Source organism: Anaerolinea thermophila (assembly GCF_020723905.1).
Lineage (GTDB): Bacteria > Chloroflexota > Anaerolineae > Anaerolineales > Anaerolineaceae > Anaerolinea > Anaerolinea thermophila_A.
This window is the reverse complement of sequence record NZ_DYHZ01000003.1, coordinates 177,475-204,371: the sequence shown is the minus strand read 5'-3', so window position 1 is coordinate 204,371 and position 26,897 is coordinate 177,475. Positions and strand designations below refer to the sequence as shown.

Genomic DNA, 26,897 nt, shown 5'->3' with positions numbered 1-26,897 from the left:
TTGGGAAATCTTCCAGTCAATCTAGAGAGACTATTCCTCGCTTGAGCGCGTAGAGAACGGCTTGAGTTCGGCTGGACACATTCAACTTGGAAAGAATCCGACTGACATGGGTATGTACAGTGGCATTACTGACCACCAGAAGACGGGCAATTTCAGCATTGCTGTAACCCTGTGCCATATACTGAAGCACTTCCTTCTCTCGCTCAGTCAGTTCTTCCTCTACCGTGGTTTCTTCAGGCATATTTTTAATCTGCCCAAGTACGTAACGGGTCACCGCGGGGTGAAGAGCCCCCTCGCCTTGCGCTACCTGCTCAATGGCCTTCACCAGATCCACAGGAGTAGCATCTTTGAGGAGATAGCCTGTTGCCCCTGCACTCAATGAGGGAATCACCTTGTCATTTGTGCTGAAACTGGTCAGTACAAGAACCTGAACCTGAGGAACACGTTGCTTGATTTGTCGAGTGGCTTCAATACCATCCATTCCCGGCATAACCAGATCCATTAAGACAACATCAGGCAGGAGTGAGCAAGCCTTTTCAACCGCTTCCTTGCCATCGCCAGCCTCTCCCACCACTTCAATGCCTGGTTCGGTTTCCAAAATCGCCATCAGTCCTTTCCGAACCACGATATGATCATCCACAACCAGAATACGAATTTTACTCATAGACTGACCTCAAAGGTAACTACAGTGCCCTGCCCTAATGCGCTCTGAAGGCTGAGTTTTCCCCCAATGGCTTCCGCGCGTTCCCGCATGGTTTTCAGGCCTAATCCCGCAACGGGAAGATTTTCTACATCCATGCCGACGCCATCATCCTCAATTCTCAAAATCAATGATTGCCCGCTCTGAACCACATGGACAAACAAATTTCTGGCACGAGCATGTTTGACAATGTTATTTAATGCTTCCTGCGCAATTCCATACAGCGTTTCTTCCAGGTGTTTGTCCAGTGGGGAATTCACCCGCCATTTCAACGCTGCAGTCAATCCCACCTGCTCTTCCACCAAACGCAAACGCTGTTCCAGCGCGGCTCTCAACCCTAATTGCCCTAAAATGGAGGGACGCAATTCAAAGATCAGCATACGCATTTCTTTGAGAGCCTCCTGAGCGGATTCCCGCAGACGTTCCAGATGCTGGCGAGCACGTTCCCAATCCGATTGTTCCGCCTGGCGTATAGCGGCTTCCGAATACAGCATGATACTGTAAAGCAATTGATTAACCGAATCATGTAACTCTCTGGAAAGACGATGACGTTCTTCGATTACTGCCATTTCCTGTACCTGCCGGCTCAACCGCGCATGTTCAATTGCAATAGCCGCCTGATCGGCAAAGACTTGAATCAGCCGCACATCATCTGGCGTGAAGGACTGGCCCTGATGGGTTAACTGCAATACCCCTACGATTTTATTTTGTGAACGGAGCGGTACAGCCAGAATCGACATAGGTAAACCGCTGATACTTTCCTCAGATGGATGGTTTACCAACACCGCCTCTCCCCTGCGGATTGCCATGCCAATTACCGACTTTTCCACTGTGACCCTGCCCTGCACTTCAGGTACTTTTCCGGTAGTGTAGGGAATACGCAACCAGCCTTCTTCTTCCAGCAACGCGACGGCGCTTCCAGAAGCACGGGTTAAGGACAAGGCTTCATCACAAATAATCTGGAGCACTTCCTCTAAATCCAGTTTGTGCAACAGCGCCAGAGTGACCTGATGAAGCGCCTGGCTTTCTGCCAGTCGGGATTGTGTTTCGTGGTATAACCGGGCATTTTCCAGCGCTAAGGCAATGGCAGTGGCAAACCACTCCACCATGCGCACTTCGGTATGGGTGAAAGGATCATTTTGCCCACGCCGAACTACCAGAACCATCCCTGCCAGACGACCTTCGCGCATCACCGGCACAGATACTACTGCACTCATCCCCAGTTGAGTGACAATTGAGGGTGAAACACGGGGATCGGTTTCGACCATATTGGAAATCAGTGTGACGGGTCTTGCCAGCATACGGTAAATCAGCACATCCGTTTCGGGATCGAGCATAGCCGTCATAAAGATGGCACGTTCGTTTTCCGTAACCCGCCCACCTGCCAGTAAAGGAGAGAAACGCTGATCTTCTTCCAGGATTATTATAAATGCCCCATCCGCTTCTGCCGCCAGAGCCAGATCATCTGCGACCTTTTGAAGTGCGCCACGAAGATTCTCATAGTACTGACGGTCTAACATCGCCAGAGATCTTCCTGTAGGGTTCAAATTCAGCATTCCTCTCTTTCCAGAAAGGAATTATACCAGCCCAGACTGATCCACTTCCTGAGAATTTTCCCGGTTAAGAATCACCAAAAATCACTTCAACACCAGATCAATCACCGTGTCCCACTCATCCGGACATTCAGATTGCGAGAAGGTTATAAAAGAATCATCCGGATATTCCAGCGCATTCCAGGGACGCTCTAATTTCACCTCTGAGCCATCCGCCAGTAGACGTGCACAGGCAATCTTTCCCTCCAAACCCCTCAGGCAGATTGGCCCAATGCCTCGTTCAAAAATATGAGCAAACAAATGCCCGTCTCTGGTTGTCCATCGCCCCCATTCAGGTTTGGGGAGCATAGATCGTCCACACCCGTAAATGCTCTCCCCGTTGCCCCGCATCCACTGCCCTACCCGGGACAGGATCTGCACACTGGCTTCAGGAATCTCCCCTTTTGCCGTTGGTCCCACATTCAGCAAGAGATTTCCTCCCTTGGAAACACACTCTACCAGAGCACGAACCACGGTGCGGGGGGATTTCCAGTTCTGGTCCTGGGCATGATACCCCCAATGGTCATTCAAAGTAATACAGGCTTCCCATGGGATCGGCTCTCCGGCTTCATTTACCACACCTTCCGGGGGAATAATTTGTTCGGGAGAGGCAAAATCGCCTGCATAAAATTCGGGTTGGAGCGCACGAATATTGCCCCCCAGACGGTTATTGATCAAAATTTCGGGCTGGAGAGAGCGCACCATTTTCACCAGTTCAGATGCCTGCCAGGTTTCCCCACACATGTCATCGTAAGAAAAGTCAAACCAGATGATGTCAACCTTTCCATACGAGGTCAGCAACTCTTCCACCTGATTATGTACATACCGGACATAGCGATCGAGATTACCCTTGCGTCCAGAAAACTCCGGCAGATTGCGGTAAGGATGAAAGCGGTCTCCAGCAACGGGATAGTCCGGATGATGCCAGTCCAGAAGGGAGTAATAGAATCCAACCCTGAGCCCTTCCGCACGGAAGGCTTCCACATATTCTTTGATCAGATCCCGCTCTGCTGGCGTGTTCGTGGCTTTGTAATCGGTAAACTGGCTATCAAACAGGCAAAAGCCATCATGATGTTTGGTAGTCATGACAGCGTATTTCATCCCTGTCTGTCTGGCTATTCGTGCCCATTCCTGTGGGGGATAATGGATCGGATTGAAGGTGTCAAAATACTGCTGGTACTGTTCTTCTGGAATGCACTCAAAATGTTTGACCCACTCCCCGCGAGCAGGAATGGCGTAAATACCCCAATGGATGAACATCCCAAAGCGGGCATCCACAAACCAGCGAACTCGATCTCTATCCATTTTTTACCGCCCCATTTTCCTTAAAATTTCCCGACAACGGGCTATGGTTTCCAGTGGAGGCATGGAGTATTGCTCCTGCTCAACTATGTACCATTCGGTGACCTCACAGCATTCACACAAGGCGAAAACATCCTGCCATGGTACTTCTCCTTCCCCCGGTAAAGCGGATGGATTTTTAGAAGAGTATTCCTTGAGGTGAATGGTCACCGCCTTATCGCTATACCGCTGGAGGTACTCCAGAGGATCGGCGCTGCCGTGCATGGCATTTCCTGTATCTAACTGCATGAACACTTTGGGACTTACCGCGCTGAAGAAAATATCAAATTGCACTTCGCCATCCATCCAGTCAAATTCAAAGTCATGATTGTGGTATCCCAGGCGAAGCCCATAGGGCTCCAACCGTTCTGCCAGGTGGGAAAACCACTCGGCTGTTTTTATCCACGCTGTTCGGCTGGCACGGAATTCTTCCGAAATCCAGGGGATTACCAGATAGGGATTTCCCAACTCCAGATGAAATTCGACCGTTTGATGGAATGTTTCATCGGATAAGTCACTCAATGGAATGTGCGCCCCACAGCACTTCAAGCCATTCTCATCCAGCCACTGACGGAGTTCTCTGGCAGAATGTCCATAGAAGCCAGCAAATTCCACTCCATCGTACCCCATTTGAGCAATGGCTTTCAAGGTGCCCGGTAAATCCCGCGCACAATCCTCCCGCACAGAATACAATTGAACACCCACAGGAATTGGGGACATGATACCCTCCCGAAAAAGATTGAAGTCCTTTTGATTGTATATCCAAATACCCCTAAATTTTTCAAAAAATGCCCCCACTTTCTATTGACAATCCGAGTCATCGTGCTATAATCAGCCAAACTTCAGGAGAAAAATGGCATTCCTTTTTGAACTCAAGGCTCGACGAAAGATCTTCCTTCCCCGGAATTTCCAGGGAAGGTCGGCTGGTCGCACCTGTTGAGTGGATTGCCTGACTTCTAACCTATAAAGAATCCCTAACAGTCGTAACCACGCCCTCCAGTACCTGGAGGGCTTTTTGATTTTGAGAAACTAAAGGAGTGAGATATGCCCAAGCAAACCCATTCTACGCCTATCAAGAAAGTTGTTCTTGCCTATTCTGGCGGGCTGGACACCTCCATCATCGTGCCATGGCTCAAAGAGAACTATGGCTGTGAGGTAATTTGTTTTACCGCAGATATTGGACAGGGGGAAGAACTGTCTGGCTTGCCGGAAAAAGCCAAAGCCACAGGAGCAACCAAAATTTACATTGAAGACCTGACGGAGGAATTTGCCAGTCAGTACCTCTTCAGACTGCTCAAATCCGGAGCAATCTATGAACGTCATTACCTGCTGGGGACTTCGATTGCCCGCCCACTCATCGCCAAACACATGGTGGAAATTGCTCACCTCGAAAACGCAGATGCAGTGGCACATGGTTGTACCGGCAAAGGGAACGATCAGGTTCGTTTTGAACTGACTGTAATGGCTCTTGATCCCCGGCTCAAAGTGATTGCCCCGTGGCGGGAATGGAACATCCGCTCGCGGGAAGATGCTCTGGAATACGCCGCCGCCCATCAGGTACCGGTAAGTTCTACCCTGAAATCCATTTACAGCCGCGACCGTAACCTCTGGCATCTTTCACACGAAGGTGGTTTACTGGAAGATCCATGGGCAGAGCCAGAAGAAAGTATGTATCAAATGACCGTCTCCCCCGAAGATGCTCCAGATACACCCGAATACATAGAAATTACTTTTGAAGAAGGCACACCCGTTAAACTAAACGGCAAAGCCTTATCCCCTGCCACGCTCATCAAGTCCCTCAATGAAATCGGCGGTAAACACGGCATTGGACGGGTAGACATGGTGGAAAACCGCCTTGTGGGAATGAAATCTCGTGGAGTATATGAAACTCCCGGCGGTACCATTCTCATGCGCGCTCACAAGGAACTGGAACAAATCACTCTTGATCGGGATACGCTTCATTATAAAGATGTGCTTGCTCAACGCTATGCCGAACTGGTGTATTTCGGGCAGTGGTTCACACCACTTCGTGAGGCGCTGGATGCCTTTTTTGAAGTCACCCAGAAGCATGTCACCGGTACAGTACGGCTCAAACTTTACAAAGGGAACATCATCACCGCAGGGAAAAAATCGGTTTACAGCCTCTACCGCGAAGACTTTGCTACCTTCGGGAAAGACAATGTCTACGACCAGAGCGATGCGGAAGGATTCATCACGCTGTTTGGATTACCGCTCAAGGTTGCTGCCATGCGGGATATTGCCGCCGCTGTGCAAATTGCCTCAGAGGCTCCGGATTATTCCTCATTCAAGCGGGATTAAGTGTACAATTCGGACATCAAATCCCTGAATGCAAGGAGAAGAGAATATGAGTAAACTTTGGGGCGGACGGTTTTCCAGCGGGTTAGATCCTATTGCATGGGAATACAATGCATCCATTTCCTTTGACTGGCGTTTAGCCGAGGTGGACATTCGCGGTTCAATTGCCTGGGCAAAAGCCCTGATGAAAGCCGGAGTGATCAATCTGGATGAACAACAACAAATCGTCAAAGGATTGACCGATATCCTGGCAGAAGTACGGAGCGGCAGGTTTAAACACGAACCTACTGATGAAGACGTACATACGGCAATTGAACGTCGTTTGATCGAACTCACCGGTCCAGTGGGAGGAAAACTGCACACCGGGCGCAGTCGTAATGATCAGATTGCTACGGATTTCACCCTCTGGCTGGTGGATGCCATTGACCGTATCGACGCTTTTGTCAAACTGGTGCAAAGCGCCCTGGTGGACCGCGCTGAGATCGATTTCGGAATTCTTCTACCGGGATACACCCATTTTCAACAATCTCAACCCATTTTACTCAGCCACTGGTGGCTGTCCCATTTCTGGCCTCTTGCCAGAGACCGCCAACGGCTGGGACAACTGCGTGAACGCGCGGCAGTGCTTCCCCTGGGTTCTGGCGCTCTAGCCGGCACTCCTTACCCGATTGACCGCAAGTTCCTTGCCAATCAACTGGGTTTAAAAGCCATCACCCCTAACAGCATTGATGCTGTATCCAATCGAGATTCAGCGGCGGAGTTTCTCTTTGTATCCACAATGATAGCCCTGCATCTTTCCCGCCTTGCAGAGATGCTGATTCTCTACACTTCGGCAGAGTTTGACTTCATTGAACTTTCCGACGCCTACTCCACCGGCTCCAGCCTGATGCCGCAAAAGAAAAACCCCGATACGCTGGAACTCACCCGGGGGAAAGCCGGAACAATGATTGGGAGATTGACCGGATTGTTGTCTGTGTTGAAAGGGTTACCCTCTGCTTACGACAAAGACTTGCAGGAAGATAAAATCCCTGTCTTCGAAACCAGCGATACATTGTGCTTAATGCTACCTGTTGTTGCCGGTGTTCTTCGCACACTGGAAATCCATCCGGAAAAAATGCGCACCGCTTTAGATCCTGCCATTCTGGCAACCGACCTGGCGGATTATCTGGTTCGGAAAGGGGTACCCTTCCGGCAGGCTCACGCCATGGTTGGGCAAATCGTTCGGCGGGCTCATGAACTGAATCTGCCACTGAATGAACTCCCTCTTAAGGAATTCCAAAAAGTCAGCCCGCTCTTTGAAAAAGATGTTCAAGGGGTGTTTGATTTTGAAGCGTCCATAGCCCACCGGAATGTTCCTGGAGGAACCAGTCCGGCAGCGGTGAAAATTCAATTACAACAAGCCCGCCAGTTTCTGGAACAACACCGGATTCGCAGTGCAGTTCCACCTGAGACCCCTCGTGGTGGAGATGGTTCGTAACCATTCTGATAACCATTTTTGAAAACCAAAAAAGGAGGTAACGATGACTACTGCTTATTGCCCTGAATGTGATGCCCCCATCAGCCTGGAAGATGTCATGATCGGCGAAATTCTTGTGTGTCCGGATTGCGGGGTGGATCTTGAAGTTTTAAGCATCGATCCCCCACAGGTAGAACTTGCCCCCATGGAAGAAGAAGACTGGGGTGAATAACGATATTGTGTATTTGCATTGGAGGTGTGCGAATGAAGATTGGGATCATTCTTTCCCGGGTACGGGTGGAAGAAAAGTGGCTTCTGGAAGCCTTTGAAAAGCGGGGGGTTGCCTATGAGCGCATTGACGACCGCGAATCGGTGTTTGACATTAGCCACCCCGATGCGTGGGTTTCCTTTGATGTGATTCTGGAACGCAGTATTTCGTTCGCCCGTGGATTATATGCCACCCAAATCCTTAATTCATGGGGAATACCCACAGTAAACATGGCACATGTCGCCGCTACGTGTGGGGATAAACTCGCCACCTCTTCTGCTCTTGCACGAGCCGGTGTACCACAACCACGCATCAAGGTGGCTTTTACACCTGAAGCGGCTTTGCAAGCCATTGAAGAACTGGGGTATCCCGTCGTATTAAAGCCTGTGGTTGGGTCATGGGGACGCCTGCTGGCAAAGATTAACGATCGTGACGCAGCAGAAGCCATTTTGGAACACAAGGAGACGCTGGGCTCTTATCAGCACTCCATTTATTACATTCAGGAATACATCCAAAAACCCGGACGGGATATACGCGCCTTTGTGGTGGGAGATCAAACCATCTGCGCGATTTACCGCAATTCCTCTCACTGGATTACCAACACTGCCCGCAACGGACAGGGAGAAAATTGTCCCGTCACCCCTGAATTGAACGACCTGTGTGTAAAAGCGGCGCACGCTGTGGGTGGTGGCGTCCTGGCTGTGGATGTGCTGGAAGACCCACAGCGGGGTTACCTGGTGAATGAGATCAATCACACCATGGAATTTCACACTCTCGCCCCAACCACTGGCGTAGATATTGCCGGCATTATCGCCGATTACACCCTGGCGGTTGCCCGGAAGGAAATCCGCCTGCCAGTTCCTTTTATCCAGCCCCCTCAAAATTTATCCACAATCTGGAACCCGTTATCTCACTCTCTCGCAGAATGGAGCCATTTGACACCATGAGTCCTTTGACCGTCTCCATCGTTGGCGCCTCCGGCTACGTGGGAGGCGAACTTTTAAGGCTTTTACTCGACCACCCTGAAGTAAAAGTACAGCAGGTGACTTCCAGCAGTCATCTGGGAGAATATGTGTACCAACAACATCCCAACCTGCGGAAGCGCACCACGTTGAAATTTTCCGATCCCAATCAGGTTTCACCATGCGATGTGCTCTTTCTGGCTATGCCGCACGGTGAGAGCCAGAAAAAAATCAATCAATACGCGCAAATTGCGCCCAAGATCATTGATCTCTCGGCAGATTTCCGTCTGCGGGATGATCAGTTGTACGCCCAATATTACGACGAACCTCATCAAGCCCCGGAATGGCTGGGGCGTTTTGTCTATGGGCTTCCTGAATTGCACCGGCAAGAGATGAGCCGGGCTTCATACATCAGCGGAGTTGGATGTAATGCAACAGCCGCTAACCTGGCTCTTTATCCGCTGGTGAAAGCCGGGGTATTGGACTTAAGTCTGCCTGTCATTGTAGATATCAAAGTAGGTTCGTCGGAAGGTGGAGCCACCCCAAACGCGGGATCGCATCACCCGGAACGCAGCGGCGTGGTACGCACGTTTTCTGCCTATGGACATCGCCATACGGCTGAAGTCATGCAGGAACTGGGATTGACATCCGTGCACTTAACCATGACATCTGTGGATCTGGTACGGGGAGCGCTGGCGGCGGCACATGCCTTTGCACTACCCGAAATCACGGAAAAAGATTTGTGGAAAATCTACCGTCAGTGGAGCGAGAACGAACCTTTTGTGAGACTGGTCAAAGATCGCCGGGGGGTCTATCGCGTTCCAGATCCAAAAATCCTGGCAGGTTCAAATTACGTGGATGTAGGCTTCGACTTCGACCCAAAAAGCCGTCGGGTAATTGCACTTGCCGCCATTGACAACCTGATGAAAGGCGCTGCAGGGTCAGCCGTTCAGGCAATGAATATTATGTGCGGTTTTGAGGAAACCACTGGTCTGGAATTTCCCGGGTTACACCCCATTTAGAATCACATTGAGGTGCGAAGATGATTGTAGTCAAAATTGGCGGTTCTCAAGGTGTGAATCTGGATACCATCTGTGCGGATGCTGTTACGCTCATTCAACAGGGGATACAGTTAATCTTAGTTCACGGTGGATCCACCGAGGTGAACGAAATTTCAACCCAACTTGGCCACCCTCCCCGTTTTGTAACCAGCGAAAACGGCTTTACCAGTCGCTACACCAACCGCGCCACACTGGAAATCTTTGCCATGGTTACTGCGGGAAAAATCAACACCCTTATTGTTGAACGGATGCAAAAGCGGGGTATTAACGCCTTTGGACTTTCAGGGATTGATGGACGCCTGATGCTGGCGCATCGAAAAGAAGCCATCCGCATTGTGGAGAACGGGCACAAAATGATTCTGCGAGATGACTACACAGGAAAAATCGAGGCAGTGAACGCAGACCTGCTGCGTGTTTTGCTCGAAAACGGTCTCACCCCCGTAATTGCTCCACTGGCGCTTTCTCAGCAAGGCGAAGCAGTTAATGTAGATGCTGACCGTGCTGCGGCAATGGTAGCAGGTGCAATGCATGCCGAACAACTCATCATCCTGACAAACGTACCGGGATTGATGAGACACTTTCCGGACGAAAGCACTGTCATTCCAAGGCTTCATTACACAGAACTGGAACAAGCCCTGTCATTTGCCGAGGGCAGAATGAAGAAAAAAGTTCTGGGCGCCAGTGAGGCAATCCAACTGGGGGTACCTCAAGTCATCTTCGCTGATGGGCGCACGGAGCACCCTTTACTGGATGCGCTTGCTGGAAAGGGAACGGTCATCCTATGATGAATATCATTGATCTGGAAAACCAGCATACATCTGGCTTGTACACCAAGCGTCCTGTCGCCATTGTGCGCGGAAAAGGCGCTCACCTCTGGGATGCCAATGGCAAAGAATACATTGACTGTGTTGGTGGACAGGGCGCAGCCAACATCGGACACGCCAATCCTGCCGTTGCGGCGGCAATCGCCGCGCAAGCCCAAACCCTGATTTCCTGCCCAGAAATGTTTTATAACGACCGACGGGCTTTGCTGGAACAACGTCTATGCGAAATATCTGGTTTTCCGCGGGTGTTTCTCTGCAATTCAGGGACAGAATCCGTTGAAGCGGCTCTGAAATTTGCCCGCATTACCACGGGAAGATCTCAAGTTGTTGCCTGTATGCGGGGATTTCACGGACGGACTATGGGAGCGCTTTCGGCAACATGGGAGAAGAAATATCGCGAACCCTTTGAACCACTGGTGCCAGGATTTCGGCACATCCCATTTAACCGTCCCGAGGCACTGGATGATGCTATTCATGAGGAAACAGCCGCTTTTATTGTCGAAATTGTGCAGGGCGAGGGCGGGGTCATCCCCGCCAGCGCGGAATTTTTGATGAAAGCAGAACAGCTTTGCCGGGAACACGGCGCTTTATTCATCGTAGATGAAGTGCAAACGGGCTTTGGAAGAACCGGAAAAATGTTTGCTTTTCAACATCATCCCATCCACCCGGATCTGGTCTGCCTTGCCAAGTCAATTGCTGGAGGTATTCCCATGGGAGCCGTTTTAATCGGAGATGCGATACAGGAACTTCCTCCACAGGTGCACGGCTCAACCTTTGGAGGAAATCCACTTGCCTGTGCTGCCGCGTTTGCTTCCATAGATTACCTGCTGGCAAACCATCTGCCGCAAAAAGCACAGGAACTTGGAGATAAATTTCTCCACGCCTTACAGCAGATTGAATCGCCCCTCATTCGGGAAGTAAGAGGACTGGGGTTAATGGTGGGAATCGAACTCAAACAAAAAGTGACGCCCTACCTGCAAGCGCTTCTGGAAGAAGGCGTGCTGGCTTTACCTGCTGGGCTCACCGTAATGCGCTTTCTCCCGCCCCTTGTGATTGACCAGCATGACCTCGAAATCGTGGTCGAAAAGGTTAAACACGTGCTTCAAAAGGATTAACATGGACGAAACGGATTTACTGGTAGGATTACTGAGACATTACAGCCCCACCGGGCAGGAAAACCAGGCAGTGACATACCTTGTTCAGAAAATGGATGAGGCCGGTTTTCAATCGTTTGTGGACGCAACCGGTAATGCTGTCGGCATTCTTGGTGATGGCCCAAACGAAATTGTACTCTTAGGTCATATTGACACTGTTCCTGGAGAAATTCCGGTTCATATTGAAGGGGATTTACTTTACGGAAGAGGAGCAGTTGATGCGAAAGGTCCTCTGGCGTGTTTCACCACAGCCGCCTCTCGAGTCGGGGCGCGCCCGGGATGGAGAATCATCGTCGTGGGAGCACTGGCAGAAGAAAGCGACTCTCGCGGTGCCAAAGGGGTATTGAATGAGTATCATCCCCGTTTTGCCATCATTGGTGAGCCCAGCGGGTGGGATCATATTACGCTGGGTTATAAAGGGAGCGCGTGGATTCGGTACCGCATTGAAAAACCCATGTACCACACGGCTTCCGGGAAGCAAACAGCCTGTGAATCTGCCGTACAGTTCTGGAATTCTCTTGTAAGAAAAACAAATGAATGGAATGAATCCGCTTCACGAGTGTTTGATCAGGTGACGCCCAGTCTTCAAGCCATGCATTCAACCCGGGACGGATTTGCTGAGACAGCCGAACTGGAAATAAACGTACGTCTTCCCCCCGCCATTTCCCCCGAAAACCTGAAACAGGAAATTGAATGGCTCAGAGGGGAGGGAACGATTGACTTTTCAGACAGCATACCTGCCTACCGGGGAGAGAAAAACTCTGCTCTGGTGCGAGCCTTTTTACAGGCTATTCGCGCAGAGGAAGGTACTCCCGCCTTTTCATTGAAAACCGGAACGGCAGACCTCAATCTGGTGGCACCGGTCTGGAGATGTCCATGTGTAGCATACGGACCCGGCGACTCCAGTCTGGATCATACACCTGGCGAACATATTTCTCTGACGGAGTACCGCCAAAGTATCCAAGTGTTAACCAAGGTACTCGATATTCTGACTCAAATATCCCCGTGAATCCAGTCCGCCAGAAACGGCTGATACTTAACCGGGTCGAACTCTACAAAGCGATATTCGGCGTAACCACGCAGCGCATAAGGATCTCCGGCAAAAAAGCCCTGAAGATCTTCCTTCGAGGGAGCGCGCGCTACCACCAGCCCCCCTGTTTTGGGATTCATTGGGCCAGAGAGCAACAACCAGCCCTTATCGTATCCGGTTTGCAGAAAAGCGCGATGCTCTGAAACAACCGGTTGGAGGGTTTCAAACGGTACAGTATACGTAATTTCAACCAGAAAATGTTTCATCATCAAAAATCCTTTTAAGGCGCAGGAATCCATGGAATTTTTGTCGGCACGGAATATCCGTGTTTTTCCACAGTGTAAAGCACCCCTCCGGAAGGGGTTGAACAACCGGGTTCGTCTATGAAGGTTGCACGGGTCTCATACTGGTTGGGAAGTGAAACCGGATACCAGATTAGCCTCTGATTCTGGCAAACAAACACATCCAGCATATAACCGCGATCATCGTCTTCCGTCATGGATACACGATCCCAGGTCACCACCACGCGATCGCCCTCACGCTGAACGCGCACGTTTTCGGGAGCGCCATACAACACGCTTGGACCTGGCAATTTGGGTTCAGTCAAATACACTTTGTTAATATCCCCTTCCACATCCACAACAGAAGGAGCAACCCAGCAGAAATATTTCAATTTGTCAAATTTCACATACAACCAGGCACTGTAAGCATAACGCCCGCGCACCGTGCCGTGATCACCGGGATAGAGGTCAGCGGCATGCAGAAAGGCTTTAGCAGGTCCATAACGGCAATGGGCTTGCATTTTCACTGTGACATCCGGGAAATCGAACGTTGGTGTTGGGGTGATTGTAGGAGTATCTGTGATGGTTGCTGTGAATGAAGGCGAAGGAGTAAAGGTAACGGTAGAGGTGGATGAAGGCGAGGGAGATAGTGTCTGAGAAGGGGGCAGGGTAAACGTGTGGGTTGGCGTCTTCGAGGATTGAACGGTAGGCGTGCCGGTTGGGCTAAGCGTTTCCGGCACGCCACACCCTGATAGAGCAATCGCAAAGACGATCACCAGTACCAGCAAATGAACTCTTGCCACAACCCTGTAAACCATTAACTGTTTCACTTTCGATCTGTTCCGGGTAATCCCTACAGAGAATACAATTCGCTATATTTCCCTTTAAGGTAAGCAAGATAGGGCTGAATTTCCAGGTCCTGCCCGGTGACCCGTCGAATCAACTCCGGAGCCGTGTACTTTCTACCGTACTGATAAATCCGATCTTTCATCCACGCATGCAAATCGGAAAATCTTCCCTGGCGAATATCTTCCGGGATAGAAGGAACTTCCTGAACTGCCTTGTGATAAAACAGTGCGCTGAGGATATTCCCTAAAGTATATCCCTGGAATTGTCCCCCGATGAACCCGCCGTACCAGTGTACATCCTGAAGACAGCCATCCCGATCATCTGGCGGTACCACACCCAGATCCGAGCGATATCGCTCATTCCAGGCTTCAGGTAAATGTTTGACCTCCAGCGAACCTTCCAGCATCTGCAACTCAAGATCAAAACGAATCATCACATGGAGATTGTAGGTAACCTCATCTGCATCTGTGCGAATCAATGAAGGCTGGACTTTATTGATCGCACGGTAGAAGGTATCCAGAGAGACATTGCCAAACTGGCTCGGGAACACTTGCTGGAGTTGCGGATAGTAATATTCCCAGAACTCCCTGCTCCTGGCAACAATGTTTTCCCAGAGACGGGATTGGCTTTCATGAACCCCGGCAGAGGTTCCCCCAAAGAGCGGCGTTCCCTCATAAGCAGGATTGCATCCCTGTTCATACATGGCATGTCCGGCTTCATGAACCGTGCTGAAAAAGGCATCTCCAAAATCATTCTCTTTGACCCGCGTGGTAATGCGAACATCGCCATATCCAAAACGGGTGGTAAAGGGATGCGGGCTTTTATCCTGCCTGCCCCGGTGAAAGTCATATCCCAGAGCCCGAATCACTTGCTCTCCAAAAGCAATTTGATCTTTTTCCGGGAAAAATTGATGCAGACAGGAATCATCCGCAGGTGGATATGAGGTTATTGCCTGCACCAGAGGCACCAGTTCGTGTCGAAGTTGTTGAAAAAGCACCTGCAGGGTTTTGGCTTTCATGCCATAATCTGCCCAGTCAATCAACGGATCCGCAATATGCTCATATCCAGGAAAACAGTTCGCCACTTCGCGGCTGTATTCCAGAGTCTGTTCCAGAAGGGGGCGCACTTTTTCAAAATTATTGGTGGGACGGGCTTCCGTCCAAGCCATGTAGCAACGGGATTGATGTTCATAGACTCTGGCAATCAATTCTGGAGGAATTTTCGTCAACCGGTCAAAATCTCTTTTGGCCACACGGATAAGAGCAGCATCGTCATCATCCTGTGGGAGCGAATCAGCATAAGGCAATAAATCTTCAAGCAATCTTCCCAAACCTGGATCGGTCATTTTCTCCTGCGCCAGACGGGCAAGGGTTGCCATTTGCCGACCGCGAGCCTCAGATCCTCCGGGAGGCATGTAGGTCAATTGATCCCACCCCAGTACAGCATTTGCCATTTCCAGGTCATGAATTTCAGACAGCCGCCGTTTCAGTTCTTGCAGTTTTTCTTCCATTTCTTATTGCTCCTTGTTGAATAAATCTAACATGACGTGAAAAGGAAACAAATTCATCTCTTATCCTGTCGAGTACCCCTATTATCTTACCAGCAAAATTCATAATTCCCCGCTGGGATCCTGATTTTGACCGCATCTCCTTCCTCACCCAGCCACTCAATCATCTCCACAGCCGGCAAAGGCACTCCCGATTCAAGCACTTCTTTACCCACAGCCTCGGGAAGCCAGGCCGTTGCACATGTACTGGGGGGAATGGTTACCTGCCATTTCCAGCAGTGTCGGTCATCTTTTTGCCACCGGGAGACGACTTTCCCGTAAGGAGTCTGATAATCCACAGAAGCGAAGTCCAGTTCTATGTCTGGTAGTGGCTTCATTAGAATGTGTCGGTAACCCGGATATTCAGGGTCGAAATCCAGCCCACCAATCATCGAAACCATCCATGCTCCCACGGATCCGTAAGCGTAATGGTTGAAGGAATTCATTTCAGGGTCCTGAAAACCTTTTTCTTCAGTCCAACCATCCCAACGCTCCCAAATGGTCGTTGCGCCGTGCAGGACGGGGTACAGCCAGGATGGCATGGTTCTCTGCGTTAAGAGTTTCCAGGCTTCTTTTGCTTTCCCAAATTTTGTAAGTGTCCAGAGAAGATATGGAGTTCCCACAAACCCTGTGGAAAGATGCCAGTCGCGTTGACGGATATCGCGAAGGAGTTCTTCCAGAGCCTTTTCTTGAAGTGTTTCAGAGAGCAAATCAAAGGATAAGGCAAGAACGTATGCCGTTTGTGTTCTTCCAACTATCAAACCATCTTCCGTAACAAATCTACGGTTGAAAGCCTCACGGATTTTTTCAAACATAGTGTGGTAAACCTGTTCATCCTTTGATTTACCCAAACAACGGGCAATCTTTGCCATCAACCGGGCGGAGTGCGCAAAAAAAGCCGTGGCAATCAAATCTTTTGGCGTACCCCCATCCACTTTACCCGAACCATCTTGCGCCAGCCAGTCTCCAAAACCGGGGAAATTCCCCTGATCTACCCAGTCAGGATGGGAGCGAATCCATCCAACACTGGTGTTCTTCAAATATTCAATAAATTTTTGAAAAACAGGATAATACCTTTCCAGAATTCTCCTGTTGCCATACACCTGATAAATGGTCCAGGGACAAATCAATACGGCATCTGCCCATGCAGGACCGCCATCTTCCAGTTGTCCAAAGGCAAACACTTTAGGAACCACGGGAGGAATGGCACCACTGGAAGACTGGGCATCAGCAAAATCCTGCATCCATTTTTCAAAGAAACGAGATACATTGCGATTAAACGTTGCCGTGCGAATAAATACCTGAGCATCCCCTGTCCACCCCAGACGTTCGTCTCTTTGAGGACAGTCTGTTGGGACTTCAATGAAATTTCCTTTCTGACTCCACTCAATATTGTGTTGTAATTGATTCAGAAATGGATCAGAACAGATGAACGTACCACTGATGGGGGTATCTGAATGCAAAACAACCCCCTCAATATTTTCCCGAGTGGGAACACCAGGAAAACCTGTCAGTTCTACATAACGAAAACCATGAAAGGTAAAGTGGGGTTCAAAAATTTCTTCCTCTCCTCCCTTTAAAGTATAATAATCGGTGGCACGCGCTGACCGCAGAGACTGTGTGTACAGACTTCCATCTGGATTCAACACCTCGCTATATCGAATACGGATGGTCCGTCCCCGTTCTCCTTTTACTCTCAACCGGATAACCCCCACCATATTCTGCCCCAGGTCAAAAATCCACCGGGACCGGTTCCATTCGCGTAATTCTACAGGTTCCTGAACGGGGCGAAGCACTTCCTGCCTTCTCACCGGGGGATTTTTCCGGGCAACCAGATTCAGAGAAGACAACTGTACTGTATGCACAGGAAACCAACCGGTATCGTTCCACCCCGGCGTATCCCATCCCGACATTTCAAGGCGAGCATCGTAACTCTCTCCCATGATTAAATCACTTTCTAAAATGGGACCCGAAGTGTATCTCCAGGTCTCATCCGTCGGGACGATCTCGAAAGAGCCATCCATGTACTGGATCATCAACTGTGCTAACAGGCGTGGACGGTCTCCATACTGCTGTCGGTCCATATTGGCAATATGCCCGCAATACCAGCCATCCCCCAAAACTACGCCCAGAACATTTTCTCCAAACTGAAGATGGGATGTTACATCATAAACCTGATACTGAACTCGACAATGGTAGTCAGTCCATCCAGGCGCAAATACTTCGTCGCCAATCGAACGACCATTTATCGAGGCAAGATATAAACCCAGTGCGGTGATATACAGTTCAGCAGAGGCAACCGGCTTTTTCACTTGAAAGGGTTTGCGAAGGTAAGGTGCCGGTGCTGTCACCCTGGCGCCGCCGATAATTCCGGTTTCAATCCATTTGCCCCGCCAATCTGAAGGATTCAGCAAGCCCATTTGAAACCAGGCTGTCTCGGAGTAATCACTCACTTTCCCAGATTCGTCCCAGAATCGTACCCGCCAGTAAACTTTCTGGCGAGTTTTCAGAGGTAAACCACAATACTCCACTTCAATCGACTGGGGAGAGTCCACTTTACCGCTATCCCATAAAATTTTTCCTTCTGATTCCGCCACAATCTGGTACGCCGTCTGTCGAATCCCCCGCCTGAGCAAAGGAATTTTCCAGGCGAACCGGGGTGACAATTCATCTATCCCTAAAGGATTTACCTGGCCTTCACAAGTCAATTCATAAGGGCGCATGATCAGCCTCTTAACATAGAGCATCGGGAATTTGATTTTTCGAATTAAGCATAGTATAGGATAAAAAAGGACTGACGAATGTTAAGGCACCTGTTTTTTTCAGTGACTTTTAAGGTCTGGATTGCCAGATAACGATACTTCTGGCTGATAATTTTCCGTATGATTTAATGACACTGCAATTTGACTATCCTCTTTCCTCTCGCTTATCCTGTGATAATATCGGGGCATGATGACTGAACCTATCGTTTTCATCACAGGTGTATCCTCCGGAATTGGTTTAGAAACCGCGCTGTTATTTAAGAAAAAAGGATTCCAGATCATTGGTTCCAGCCGTACACCAGAGAAATATCAACATCTCCCTTTTCCTGTTGTGCCTCTGGACATCACTTCCCAGGAATCCATTGATGCCTGCGTTCGTTATCTGAAAAGAGACATTGGCAGGGTAGATGTTCTGGTATGCAACGCAGGAACCATGGGACCTGTAGCGGCTGGAGAAGAATTAACCTCCGAAGCCCTCTGGCAGGTGTTCCAAACCAATTTTTTCGGTACAGTCCATCTGATTCGCGCCGTGCTTCCTCTCATGCGACAACAAGATAAGGGAAAAATTATTGTTCTTTCTTCTATTGCTGGAAAAGTGGGCGCACCGCCCTTCTTTTCGGCTTACACATCCAGCAAGCATGCACTGGAAGGATATATTGAAACGCTTGCTAAAGAATTGGCTCCTTTCCATATTTCTGTAACCTTAATTGAGCCAGGGTATTGTAAGACTGCATTAAGTCAATCTATCCAGAGCCCACCTCATCCTCTGCCCGAGTATGAGCCAAGGCGAACATTCACCCATACGCTTCAAACCTATGCCATCGACCATGGCAGGGATCCTCGCCAGGTGGCTCTGGCAATCCTCAAAACTGTTCAGCATCCAAATCCACCATTGCGTGTACTGGTTGGGTTGGATGCGAAGTTTCTGGATGCAGGAAGAAAGTACCTTCCAGAAAAAATCTTTCAGTTTTTGTTGAACAAAATGTTCAGTTGGAGAAAAGCCCCCCCAACCCCGGTAACTCCTGTTCGGAGGTTCCTCCTCAACAGTAAAAAAGCAGACCGTGCCTGGAGAATCGTATCTACGGGCATGGTGGTTCTGGCTCTTTTCCAGTTGGCAAGTTTCATCTTCAAAAGGAAACCTGACTCATGAAAAATTCGATTCAAACCATCTGTGTTTATAGCGGATCGGCTGATCATATTCCCCCAAAGTATATTGAAGCCGCTTATCAAACCGGGCAAGTCATTGCCCAGAACGGAATGACCCTGGTCTACGGAGGAGGCAAAACCGGCGTGATGGGGGCAGTGGCAAATGGTGCTTTAAGTGCCGGGGGTAAAGTGATTGGCGTGGTACCCCATCATTTGAACAAACCCCAGTTGATTCACGACGGCTTGTCTCAACTCATCGTCACAGAAGACATGCACACCCGCAAAGCCCAAATGAGCCGGCTTGCAGATGCATTCATCAGTCTGCCCGGAGGGTATGGAACAATGGAGGAATTTTTTGAAACATTGACGTGGGCACAAATCGGGTTACACCAGAAACCTATTGGTTTGTTAAATACCGGTGGATATTATATTCCCCTTCTCCAGTGGATCTCTCATGCGTTACAGGAAGGTTTTATTTATCCCGAGCATGTGCAATTATTTGTCGAGGATGAAAATCCTGAACAACTGATGAAAAAACTGACCCGGTTCAAAATTCCCGAGAATTTGAATCGATGGGTTGAACGTTAATATGATATAATAAAATAAACAAACCGGTCGGTATCTTTTTAATCTATGCAACAGAGAAGTGAAGAAACTCGTCAAAAAATTCTGCAAGCGGCTGAAGTCTTATTTGCTCAGAAAGGGTACGATGCTACCGGGGTTGCAGACCTTTGTGCAGCCTCAGGAGTGAGCAAAGGGGCTTTTTACCATCATTTTCCCTCCAAACAATCGGTTTTTCTTGCTCTCCTGGAGGAATGGCTAAAACAACTGGATGAACAATTACAACAGACCCTCAGTAGTCATACAAACATTCCAGAGGGGCTGATTGTACTCGCCAGATCCACCGAAGCCATATTTGAAGGATCAAATACCCGTGCACGAATTTTCCTGGAATTCTGGATACAAGCCACCCGGCAGCCTGAAATCTGGCAAGCCGCCGTTGCGCCGTATTATCGTTACTTAGAACGATTCACGCAACTCATTCAGGACAGCGAGTCGCAAGGCTCACTGTCACTCAAAGAAGGTGTCGATCCCCGTACAATTGCGCGAACAATCCTTGCTCTGGCACTCGGAATGCTCTTACAAGCCTTTTTTGACCCTCAAGGCGAAGACTGGAGCAAAGTAACCGGCAAAAGCATTGAATGGCTTTTCGATGCCCTTCAAAAAGGAGGTGGACAATGAATCTCGTCACAGGCGCAACCGGACATTTAGGTAATGTTCTGGTCAGAGAACTGGTTGCGAGAGGCGAACCCGTAAGAGCCCTGGTATTACCCGGAGAGGATTTACGTTCACTGGAAGGTTTGCCCGTAGAAATAGTAAAAGGGAATATCCTGGATCTTCCCTCTTTGATTGACGCCTGCCAGGGGGTGGATACCGTCTTTCACCTTGCGGCGCTGGTATCTTTACTGGAGGAACATGAGCCCATTCTCCGCAAGGTCAACGTAGAAGGCACAAGGAATGTGATTCAAGCCGTTTTACAGGCGGGGGTAAGGCGACTTATATATACCAGTTCTATTCATGCGCTTACCCGTCCACCCCATGGAGTGATGATTCAGGAAGATTTACCCTTTGATCCACAGAACCCCGCTGGAGCCTACGATCGTACCAAAGCAGAGGCTTCAATTCTGGTACTGGAAGCCGTACAAAAAGAAGGGTTGGACGCAGTCATTGTCTGTCCAACGGGCGTGATTGGGCCTTATGATTACCGACGCTCCGAATTAGGAGAAATGATTCTCAACTGGATGTCATCCAGACTGGACTGGATCGTGAACGGGGGTTTCGATTTTGTGGATGTTCGGGACGTTGCAAAAGGTCATATTCTGGCAAGAGACCTGGGTGTTAAAGGACATACATATATCCTTGGCGGAGAACAGATTTCCGTTGCTCAACTCCGTGAACTTGTAAAAGAAATTCGCGGACTATTTTCGCCAGTGGTTGAATTTCCGGGAACACTTGCTGTCTGGTTTGCCTCTCTGGCAGAGGTTTACTATAAGTTGACGCACACCCGCCCCAAATTTACCCGTTACTCTATCGAAACCCTTTGGAGCAACTCGCAAATCAGCATTCAGCGAGCCAGGCAGGAATTAGGATATGCACCACGAAAATTATCGGAGACCCTGCGAGACACCATCGCGTGGTGGCTGGAGCAATTCCGAAAGACGCAAAAATCCGTTCGTATTTAACTTTTTTACAGGGGCTATTTGTCTTTCATCAAGGAGTTCTTCGGAATTCCTTGACTTTTTAATATGTAGCACTTATCATGCCGTTCACATTAAATTCTTTGAGGTGCGCCATGACAACTTCTTTCTCTTCTACCCATTTATTTAATCCCTGCCCTGGAAGAAGCGCTGGCGCCCAAGACTGATCAAGCATTTCCCCGCTGAAACAAATTGAATAACCTTGCCTCCGCTTTTTCGGGCTGGATCATTTGCTCTCCCGGAATCCCTCTGGGGATGTTTTTGTTCTGAAGTGGAGTGTTTTATGTTTGTTGATTTGAAAAACGGATGGTCCATCCTTACTCAGCACATTTATCCGGAACGGCTCTGGGTTCTGAGCGGAGGTATTTCATGAGGAAAAAATTCTCAACCAACCTTGTCTATCTGATTTTGAGTGGTGGGAACACGCTGGCTGACACCATCATGTTCACAGTCAATATGGTCTACTTTGTTCAGACAATTGGATTAAATCCTTTGCAACTGGTACTCGTTGGGACAGTGCTGGAAGGCTCAATTTTACTGTTTGAAATTCCAACCGGCGTCATTGCTGATACTTTCAGCCGGAAGATATCCATCGTAACTGGCTGGTTCATCATGGCAGGCGGATTTCTACTGGTGGGATTCATTCCTAAAATTTGGGCTGTATTCATAGGGCAAGTCCTTTGGGGACTTGGATACACGTTCACCAGCGGCGCTACAGAAGCATGGCTCGCTGACGAAATTGGTGAAGAAAATGTGGGAAGGATAAACATCGAAAGCGGTCAAATCAACCGTATTCTTGGAATCGCTGGCTCTGGAATCAGTGTAGCCATTGCCAGTGTGGCATTGAATCTTCCCATTCTGGTCGGCGGCGCAATTTACCTGCTGATGGCTATATTTCTCCTTTTCGCCATGCCCGAAACTCGCTTTGTGGCGCATCGAGAATCCCATCATGCATATACTCCATTCCATGCTTTGTTCCAGACCTTTCAAGAAGGCGCACATGTGGTTCGAAGATCTCCACTCCTTCTATCTCTCCTGCTGGTTGAATTTTTCATTGGAGCCGCCAGCGAAGGGTATGACCGACTTTCCAGTGCACACCTGCTGAAAAATTTTCGGTTTCCTTCGTTAGGGGCATTACAGCCAGTGGTATGGTTTGGCATCTTGAATATCATGGGATCTATCGCCTCCTTCACCGTAACGGGATTGTTTAAGGAGAAATTAGCCAACATATCCCAATCCTCACGGCAATCGGCTCGATACCTGGTTTTCTTTCATGGAATTTCCATTGCCATGGTTATCGTTTTTGCACTCACGGGGCATTTCTACCTGGCAATTCTGGCAATTCTTACCCGGGGAGTCATGGGAGCATTGAGCGGTCCCCTGTACAACGCCTGGCTTGTCCAAAACATTCCTTCACAGACTCGAGCAACCGTGGTCTCAATGGTGGGGCAAGCCAATGCCATCGGGCAGGTAGCAGGTGGGCCCGGCATTGGCGCAATCGGTAACCAGTCCTTAAGGTTTGCCATTTTATTGACTGGGTTGTTAAACATTCCGGTTTTACCATTGTATCAAGCCGCTGAGAAACAAGGAATCAGTTTGACTTCGGAGAAAAGCCCCTGAGTTACCTTCCCCTCATCCCCTCGCTTGATTTGGGGATGAGGGGAATTCTGGCTTTATAATCAGAATATGTCCACCAAAATCTATACAGATCCAATGATATACAAAAACCTCACCCCTTCCGAACTCTCCAATTCTGCTTTGCAGTGCCCGTATTGCGGTAAGGTTCACAGCATTCCTTTTGAATTTGTGAATGCCTCTCCAGATGTGATTCACAAGAGCGCTCCAGAGGTATTGCCAAAGATTGTCGGTTCCGATTCTCCAGTTCCTTTGCTTTATGATCGTGCCATTGAACCACTCATTTTTGAGAAAGTGATCGCCCCATTACAGGATATCGGGTTATCCATAAAACCAATTGGCATTGGAGCGCCGGGAATCCTTCTGGATACAAGTCTTCAACTGGCTCAGGAGGTTTTGAAGCAACTCCCCATTTCTGCTTCTTTTCTGATTGGGGCGGGTTCTGGAGTCATCTGCGATCTTACAAAATGGATTGCCACCCAAAGACAAATTGATTTTGCTCTCACTGGCACTGCCCCCTCGATGAACGCTTATACGTCAATCACAGCCACCATCACCGAAGGCGAGGTGAAAATCAGCCACCTGCTGAAACCTGCCAAAGCCGTCTTTCTGGATGTAGATGTGCAACGAGACGCACCTCTGGAGATGATTTGGGCTGGATGGGGTGATTTATCTGCCCGGGCAGTCTGTAATGCCGATTGGCGGCTGGCAAATTTTTTCCTGGGGACATATTTTTGTCCACTCCCTTATGATCTCACCGCGAAACACCAGGAAAATCTCTTTGCTGTGGCACCAGGAATTGCCCAACGGGAAGCGTCAGCGTTCCAGATTTTCTCAGATGCAATTCTCGTCTCCGGCTACTCAATGACTGTTTTGAACGGGGAGACTTCACCTTCTTCAGGCGCAGAACATGTTCTTTCGCACTTTTGGGATTTCCTCACCCACCATCGGGGGCTTCCCAAAAATTTGCACGGCATCCAGGTTGGAATTGGAACACTCATCATGCTTGCTTTCTATGAAGCCTTCAAGCAAATCAATCCAAACTCGCTTAATCCTGAACGCATTCTCAAACAACGGAAAAGCCTTGGTCAACTCGTTGAAGAAAACCAGCGTCTTTACGGAGATGCCGCCGAACGGTTTAACCAGATTCTAGAGAAAAAATATCGAAGCGATGAGGAGATTGTCCAACGGGTACAACGAGTAAAAATGCAGTGGCAATTCCTGTGGGAAATTCTCGACCCTTATTTGACACCTTTTGAGCAAGTCAAACAAACCTTTGTTGATGTAGGATTTCCCATTTCTCTGGATGCAGTTCAACGTACCAGAGAAGAAATCGTTGAAGCCATGACAAAAGGTCTTTTTTATCGCCCGCGATATACCCTTCTGGATCTGGCATGGGAACTGGGAGTACTGGAAGATCTTGTTGAAGAAACACTGGATCGAGTCTTTTCCCAAACCCGATAATAAAGAGTAAAAATATCGCTCTCGTTTTCATTCGTGAGTATAATTCATTAAAAGTCTTTTCCACAGGAGATGCTCTCATGTCCAAATCTTTTGATATTGCCATCATCGGGGGAGGAATTGTTGGATTAGCCACGGCTATGGCATTAACTCAAAAGTACCCAAGCCATTCCATCATCGTTCTGGAAGCAGAGAATCGGCTGGCGGCGCACCAGACGGGTAATAACAGCGGGGTTATCCACTCCGGGATTTACTATAAACCAGGCTCGTTAAAAGCCAAAAACTGTGTGGAAGGGCGCATTGCCATGTATGAGTTTTGCGCCCAACATCAGATAGCCCATGAAAACTGTGGAAAATTGATTGTGGCAACCGAACCGGAAGAACTGCCCCGTCTGGATAGTCTGTTTGAAAGGGGAATTGCCAACGGACTGAGCGGCTTGAAAAAACTGCGCGCAGAGGAAATCAAAGAATACGAACCACACGCCACAGGAATTGCCGCGATTTTTGTCCCTCAAACCGGTATTGTGGACTACGTCGGGGTCACTAATGCCTATGCGAAAATTGTAAAGGAAAATGGAGGGGAAATCTGGACAGGCGCCCGGGTGACGGCTTTCCAAAACCGCGGAAATGCGTTTGTTCTCTCTACCAGCAAAGGAGAGGTGGTATGCAAAAATCTCATCAACTGTGCAGGCCTGTATTCTGATCGTGTGGCAAGAATGTGCGGTGTCAATCCAGGAGTCCGCATTATTCCCTTCCGGGGAGAATATTACGAACTGGTTCCAGAGAAACACCACCTTGTTAAGAATCTCATCTATCCCGTCCCGGATCCCCGTTTTCCATTCCTTGGCGTTCACTTCACCCGCATGGTCAAAGGAGGTGTGGAAGCCGGGCCCAACGCCGTTCTTGCCTTCAAGCGGGAAGGCTATAAAATGACTGACATCTCATTGAGAGATCTAACTGAGTTTTTCACCTATCGGGGTTTTTGGATTATGGGATTCAAATACTGGCAAACGGCTGTGGGGGAATTTTATCGTTCGTTCAGTAAAAAGGCTTTTGTCAAAGCCCTGCAACGATTAATGCCTGAATTACAGGAACAGGATGTCCAGCGTTCTGGAGCAGGTGTGCGTGCTCAGGCGTTAGATTCCGCTGGCAGGTTGCTGGATGATTTCAGCATTGCAGAGGCTCCTCGAATGATTCACGTACTCAACGCTCCTTCGCCAGCCGCCACTGCTTCCATCAGCATTGGAAAAAGCATCGCAGAAATGGCATCAAAGAATTTTTCCCTCGGTTAACCTATCTTCAAATTTCTTCATGGGGGCTGTCTGGAAGAACGCTCAGGCAGCCCCTTTGGCATGGAAAAAGAGGTCAAAAAGGTCCGTTTTGAGCAGCGGAAAAAAGGGGCTGTCCAAAAAGGCTTGTTTTCTCTTTTAGACAGCTCTCCGTGGGAAAACTGAGACGGGAAAAAACATCTGGTGGGGCTAAAATAGGCATTTACCTATGAAACCAGGTATCAAGTGGGAAAATGTTAAGAGGCTGTCTTCTTTCCAGAAAGCCCCTACATGTAGTGGATGTTCTCCCGCAGCGCTTTGGCGATCTTGCGCGACGAGTAGATCTTCTGGGTATAGGCATACACCAGCACCTTCAGCAGCATCTTCGGATGGTAACTCGAGGCGCCTCCCCCTTTGTACTGCCCCAGCAGGGGGCTCAAGTCCAGCCTGTCTATCACCTCGCTCACCACCCGCACCAGGTGTCCTGGCTCAATGAGATGATCGTAACTGGGTGGCAGCAGATAGGGTTGGCCCATCACGTATGGTTTGAACACTGGAGCGGCAGGTTTCCTTTTCATTCCCCCATTGAATCACCTTTTCCTCAAAAAAGAAACGGGCTGTCCCCTACTTTTTGGACAGCCCCAGAATGATGAAGTGATTTACCACTATTTTTAAAAACCAGATTAGTTCTCAGACTTATTGATGGTTTCCAGCAGTTTCTCCACTGCCTCTAACTGAGACTTCAACCAGTTTTTACGTTTTTCGAGGAAATCTTTCTCTCCTTCTTTCGAAACGATGGGGGGTAGAAATCTGCCAAAACCCCCTCCCCGTCGAAACCCCCTCCCCATTCCTCTACCCTTGCCTTGTTGGAAGGATACGCCGCCGCTACATGGTCCCATTTCTCTTCCCACTGGTCCAGTCCCAAACGGTCCAGTTTTATCCATTCCAGGCATATTGAACCTCCTTTCATAGTCAGGTTTATTTTTT

The 26,897-nt window shown here is 49.1% G+C and carries 24 protein-coding genes and 1 pseudogene; 15 read left to right on the top strand and 10 right to left on the bottom strand.

Annotation, left to right across the window (positions count from 1 at the left end):
- Positions 1-16: 16 nt before the first annotated feature.
- From LHF31_RS05690 to LHF31_RS05675, 4 genes are all read right to left on the bottom strand, one after another.
- Entirely contained in the window at positions 17-664 is a 648-nt protein-coding gene (locus LHF31_RS05690) for a response regulator transcription factor (RefSeq protein WP_298006899.1), read from the bottom strand.
- On the bottom strand, positions 661-2,256 hold the full coding sequence (locus LHF31_RS05685; protein WP_303773803.1) for a GAF domain-containing sensor histidine kinase: 1,596 nt from the start codon (positions 2,254-2,256) through the stop codon (positions 661-663). Before LHF31_RS05685 ends, LHF31_RS05690 begins: the two co-directional genes overlap by 4 nt.
- A gap of 81 nt (positions 2,257-2,337) precedes the next feature.
- Positions 2,338-3,597 carry an alpha-L-fucosidase gene (locus LHF31_RS05680; protein WP_298010146.1) on the bottom strand — a complete coding sequence of 420 codons (1,260 nt, stop codon included), beginning with the start codon at positions 3,595-3,597 and terminating at the stop codon, positions 2,338-2,340.
- Between the two features lie 3 nt (positions 3,598-3,600).
- Positions 3,601-4,353, bottom strand: a complete 753-nt coding sequence (locus LHF31_RS05675) for a sugar phosphate isomerase/epimerase (protein WP_298010144.1) — start codon at positions 4,351-4,353, stop codon at positions 3,601-3,603.
- Positions 4,354-4,677: 324 nt separating this feature from the next.
- Here LHF31_RS05675 and LHF31_RS05670 point away from each other — a divergent pair, with 324 nt between their 5' ends.
- The 8 genes from LHF31_RS05670 to LHF31_RS05635 are packed head-to-tail and all read left to right on the top strand — an operon-like array spanning position 4,678 to position 12,683.
- Positions 4,678-5,952 (top strand): argininosuccinate synthase, encoded by a 1,275-nt coding sequence (locus tag LHF31_RS05670; protein ID WP_298006069.1) that lies wholly within the window; start codon positions 4,678-4,680, stop codon positions 5,950-5,952.
- 46 nt (positions 5,953-5,998) lie between these two features.
- Positions 5,999-7,426 (top strand): argininosuccinate lyase, encoded by a 1,428-nt coding sequence (gene argH, locus LHF31_RS05665; RefSeq protein WP_303773800.1) that lies wholly within the window; start codon positions 5,999-6,001, stop codon positions 7,424-7,426.
- 43 nt (positions 7,427-7,469) lie between these two features.
- Positions 7,470-7,637: a lysine biosynthesis protein LysW gene (gene lysW, locus LHF31_RS05660; protein WP_298003222.1), complete on the top strand. Its 168-nt coding sequence runs from the start codon at positions 7,470-7,472 to the stop codon at positions 7,635-7,637.
- Positions 7,638-7,669: 32 nt separating this feature from the next.
- Complete coding sequence (gene lysX / locus LHF31_RS05655; protein ID WP_298003218.1) at positions 7,670-8,620, top strand: lysine biosynthesis protein LysX; 951 nt, start codon at positions 7,670-7,672, stop codon at positions 8,618-8,620.
- A complete protein-coding gene (gene argC / locus LHF31_RS05650; RefSeq protein WP_298003215.1) occupies positions 8,617-9,657 on the top strand; it encodes an N-acetyl-gamma-glutamyl-phosphate reductase in 1,041 nt (346 codons plus the stop codon). The genes lysX and argC overlap by 4 nt, the downstream gene beginning before the upstream one ends.
- 20 nt (positions 9,658-9,677) lie before the next feature.
- Positions 9,678-10,481 carry a [LysW]-aminoadipate kinase gene (locus LHF31_RS05645; RefSeq protein WP_298003212.1) on the top strand — a complete coding sequence of 268 codons (804 nt, stop codon included), beginning with the start codon at positions 9,678-9,680 and terminating at the stop codon, positions 10,479-10,481.
- Complete coding sequence (locus LHF31_RS05640) at positions 10,478-11,635, top strand: aspartate aminotransferase family protein (protein WP_298003209.1); 1,158 nt, start codon at positions 10,478-10,480, stop codon at positions 11,633-11,635. Before LHF31_RS05645 ends, LHF31_RS05640 begins: the two co-directional genes overlap by 4 nt.
- A gap of 1 nt (position 11,636) precedes the next feature.
- Positions 11,637-12,683 (top strand): [LysW]-lysine hydrolase, encoded by a 1,047-nt coding sequence (locus tag LHF31_RS05635; RefSeq protein ID WP_298003206.1) that lies wholly within the window; start codon positions 11,637-11,639, stop codon positions 12,681-12,683.
- Here the strand turns inward: LHF31_RS05635 and LHF31_RS05630 are convergent.
- The 4 genes from LHF31_RS05630 to LHF31_RS05615 all read right to left on the bottom strand — a co-directional run bounded on the left by LHF31_RS05630 (position 12,668) and on the right by LHF31_RS05615 (position 18,046).
- Positions 12,668-12,973, bottom strand: a complete 306-nt coding sequence (locus tag LHF31_RS05630; protein WP_298003203.1) for a YciI family protein — start codon at positions 12,971-12,973, stop codon at positions 12,668-12,670. The genes LHF31_RS05635 and LHF31_RS05630 overlap by 16 nt on opposite strands.
- A gap of 11 nt (positions 12,974-12,984) precedes the next feature.
- Entirely contained in the window at positions 12,985-13,788 is an 804-nt protein-coding gene (locus tag LHF31_RS05625; protein ID WP_298003200.1) for a hypothetical protein, read from the bottom strand.
- A 50-nt stretch (positions 13,789-13,838) separates the two neighbouring features.
- A complete protein-coding gene (locus LHF31_RS05620) occupies positions 13,839-15,344 on the bottom strand; it encodes a carboxypeptidase M32 (RefSeq protein WP_298003197.1) in 1,506 nt (501 codons plus the stop codon).
- Between the two features lie 86 nt (positions 15,345-15,430).
- Positions 15,431-18,046 (bottom strand): alpha-L-rhamnosidase, encoded by a 2,616-nt coding sequence (locus tag LHF31_RS05615; protein ID WP_298003193.1) that lies wholly within the window; start codon positions 18,044-18,046, stop codon positions 15,431-15,433.
- A 283-nt stretch (positions 18,047-18,329) separates the two neighbouring features.
- On the opposite strand from LHF31_RS05615, the gene LHF31_RS05610 reads away from it, so the two are divergent.
- The 7 genes from LHF31_RS05610 to lhgO all read left to right on the top strand — a co-directional run bounded on the left by LHF31_RS05610 (position 18,330) and on the right by lhgO (position 25,934).
- Entirely contained in the window at positions 18,330-19,292 is a 963-nt protein-coding gene (locus LHF31_RS05610; RefSeq protein ID WP_298003190.1) for an SDR family oxidoreductase, read from the top strand.
- Positions 19,289-19,876, top strand: coding sequence for a TIGR00730 family Rossman fold protein (locus tag LHF31_RS05605; protein ID WP_303773794.1), 588 nt, complete (start codon positions 19,289-19,291; stop codon positions 19,874-19,876). The genes LHF31_RS05610 and LHF31_RS05605 overlap by 4 nt, the downstream gene beginning before the upstream one ends.
- A 45-nt stretch (positions 19,877-19,921) precedes the next feature.
- Positions 19,922-20,530: a TetR/AcrR family transcriptional regulator gene (locus LHF31_RS05600; RefSeq protein WP_298010153.1), complete on the top strand. Its 609-nt coding sequence runs from the start codon at positions 19,922-19,924 to the stop codon at positions 20,528-20,530.
- A complete protein-coding gene (locus LHF31_RS05595) occupies positions 20,527-21,531 on the top strand; it encodes an SDR family oxidoreductase (RefSeq protein WP_298010156.1) in 1,005 nt (334 codons plus the stop codon). The genes LHF31_RS05600 and LHF31_RS05595 overlap by 4 nt, the downstream gene beginning before the upstream one ends.
- A gap of 384 nt (positions 21,532-21,915) precedes the next feature.
- Positions 21,916-23,166: an MFS transporter gene (locus tag LHF31_RS05590; protein WP_298010159.1), complete on the top strand. Its 1,251-nt coding sequence runs from the start codon at positions 21,916-21,918 to the stop codon at positions 23,164-23,166.
- Positions 23,167-23,259: 93 nt separating this feature from the next.
- Positions 23,260-24,645, top strand: a complete 1,386-nt coding sequence (locus LHF31_RS05585; RefSeq protein WP_298010162.1) for an iron-containing alcohol dehydrogenase — start codon at positions 23,260-23,262, stop codon at positions 24,643-24,645.
- A 77-nt stretch (positions 24,646-24,722) separates the two neighbouring features.
- Positions 24,723-25,934, top strand: coding sequence for an L-2-hydroxyglutarate oxidase (lhgO, locus tag LHF31_RS05580; protein WP_298010165.1), 1,212 nt, complete (start codon positions 24,723-24,725; stop codon positions 25,932-25,934).
- Positions 25,935-26,200: 266 nt separating this feature from the next.
- Here the strand turns inward: lhgO and LHF31_RS05575 are convergent.
- Together LHF31_RS05575 and LHF31_RS14625 are read right to left on the bottom strand one after the other, a co-directional pair.
- Positions 26,201-26,446 (bottom strand): annotated as a pseudogene (locus LHF31_RS05575) (transposase); the annotation flags it as partial.
- A gap of 147 nt (positions 26,447-26,593) precedes the next feature.
- On the bottom strand, positions 26,594-26,854 hold the full coding sequence (locus LHF31_RS14625; protein ID WP_369685046.1) for a DUF5320 domain-containing protein: 261 nt from the start codon (positions 26,852-26,854) through the stop codon (positions 26,594-26,596).
- Between the last annotated feature and the right edge of the window lie 43 nt (positions 26,855-26,897).

Bases quoted from the DNA above. Each gene is read 5' to 3' on its own strand.
- LHF31_RS05640 (WP_298003209.1), top strand. From the start codon at position 10,478: ATGATGAATATCATTGATCTGGAAAACCAGCATACATCTGGCTTGTAC.
- LHF31_RS05630 (WP_298003203.1), bottom strand. From the start codon at position 12,973: ATGATGAAACATTTTCTGGTTGAAATTACGTATACTGTACCGTTTGAA.
- LHF31_RS14625 (WP_369685046.1), bottom strand. From the start codon at position 26,854: ATGGATAAAACTGGACCGTTTGGGACTGGACCAGTGGGAAGAGAAATG.
- argH (WP_303773800.1), top strand. From the start codon at position 5,999: ATGAGTAAACTTTGGGGCGGACGGTTTTCCAGCGGGTTAGATCCTATT.
- LHF31_RS05610 (WP_298003190.1), top strand. From the start codon at position 18,330: ATGATGACTGAACCTATCGTTTTCATCACAGGTGTATCCTCCGGAATT.
- LHF31_RS05590 (WP_298010159.1), top strand. From the start codon at position 21,916: ATGAGGAAAAAATTCTCAACCAACCTTGTCTATCTGATTTTGAGTGGT.
- LHF31_RS05620 (WP_298003197.1), bottom strand. From the start codon at position 15,344: ATGGAAGAAAAACTGCAAGAACTGAAACGGCGGCTGTCTGAAATTCAT.
- LHF31_RS05670 (WP_298006069.1), top strand. From the start codon at position 4,678: ATGCCCAAGCAAACCCATTCTACGCCTATCAAGAAAGTTGTTCTTGCC.
- LHF31_RS05635 (WP_298003206.1), top strand. From the start codon at position 11,637: ATGGACGAAACGGATTTACTGGTAGGATTACTGAGACATTACAGCCCC.
- lysW (WP_298003222.1), top strand. From the start codon at position 7,470: ATGACTACTGCTTATTGCCCTGAATGTGATGCCCCCATCAGCCTGGAA.
- lhgO (WP_298010165.1), top strand. From the start codon at position 24,723: ATGTCCAAATCTTTTGATATTGCCATCATCGGGGGAGGAATTGTTGGA.
- LHF31_RS05585 (WP_298010162.1), top strand. From the start codon at position 23,260: ATGATATACAAAAACCTCACCCCTTCCGAACTCTCCAATTCTGCTTTG.
- LHF31_RS05680 (WP_298010146.1), bottom strand. From the start codon at position 3,597: ATGGATAGAGATCGAGTTCGCTGGTTTGTGGATGCCCGCTTTGGGATG.
- LHF31_RS05685 (WP_303773803.1), bottom strand. From the start codon at position 2,256: ATGCTGAATTTGAACCCTACAGGAAGATCTCTGGCGATGTTAGACCGT.
- LHF31_RS05690 (WP_298006899.1), bottom strand. From the start codon at position 664: ATGAGTAAAATTCGTATTCTGGTTGTGGATGATCATATCGTGGTTCGG.
- LHF31_RS05600 (WP_298010153.1), top strand. From the start codon at position 19,922: ATGCAACAGAGAAGTGAAGAAACTCGTCAAAAAATTCTGCAAGCGGCT.
- lysX (WP_298003218.1), top strand. From the start codon at position 7,670: ATGAAGATTGGGATCATTCTTTCCCGGGTACGGGTGGAAGAAAAGTGG.
- LHF31_RS05645 (WP_298003212.1), top strand. From the start codon at position 9,678: ATGATTGTAGTCAAAATTGGCGGTTCTCAAGGTGTGAATCTGGATACC.
- LHF31_RS05595 (WP_298010156.1), top strand. From the start codon at position 20,527: ATGAATCTCGTCACAGGCGCAACCGGACATTTAGGTAATGTTCTGGTC.
- argC (WP_298003215.1), top strand. From the start codon at position 8,617: ATGAGTCCTTTGACCGTCTCCATCGTTGGCGCCTCCGGCTACGTGGGA.
- LHF31_RS05605 (WP_303773794.1), top strand. From the start codon at position 19,289: ATGAAAAATTCGATTCAAACCATCTGTGTTTATAGCGGATCGGCTGAT.
- LHF31_RS05675 (WP_298010144.1), bottom strand. From the start codon at position 4,353: ATGTCCCCAATTCCTGTGGGTGTTCAATTGTATTCTGTGCGGGAGGAT.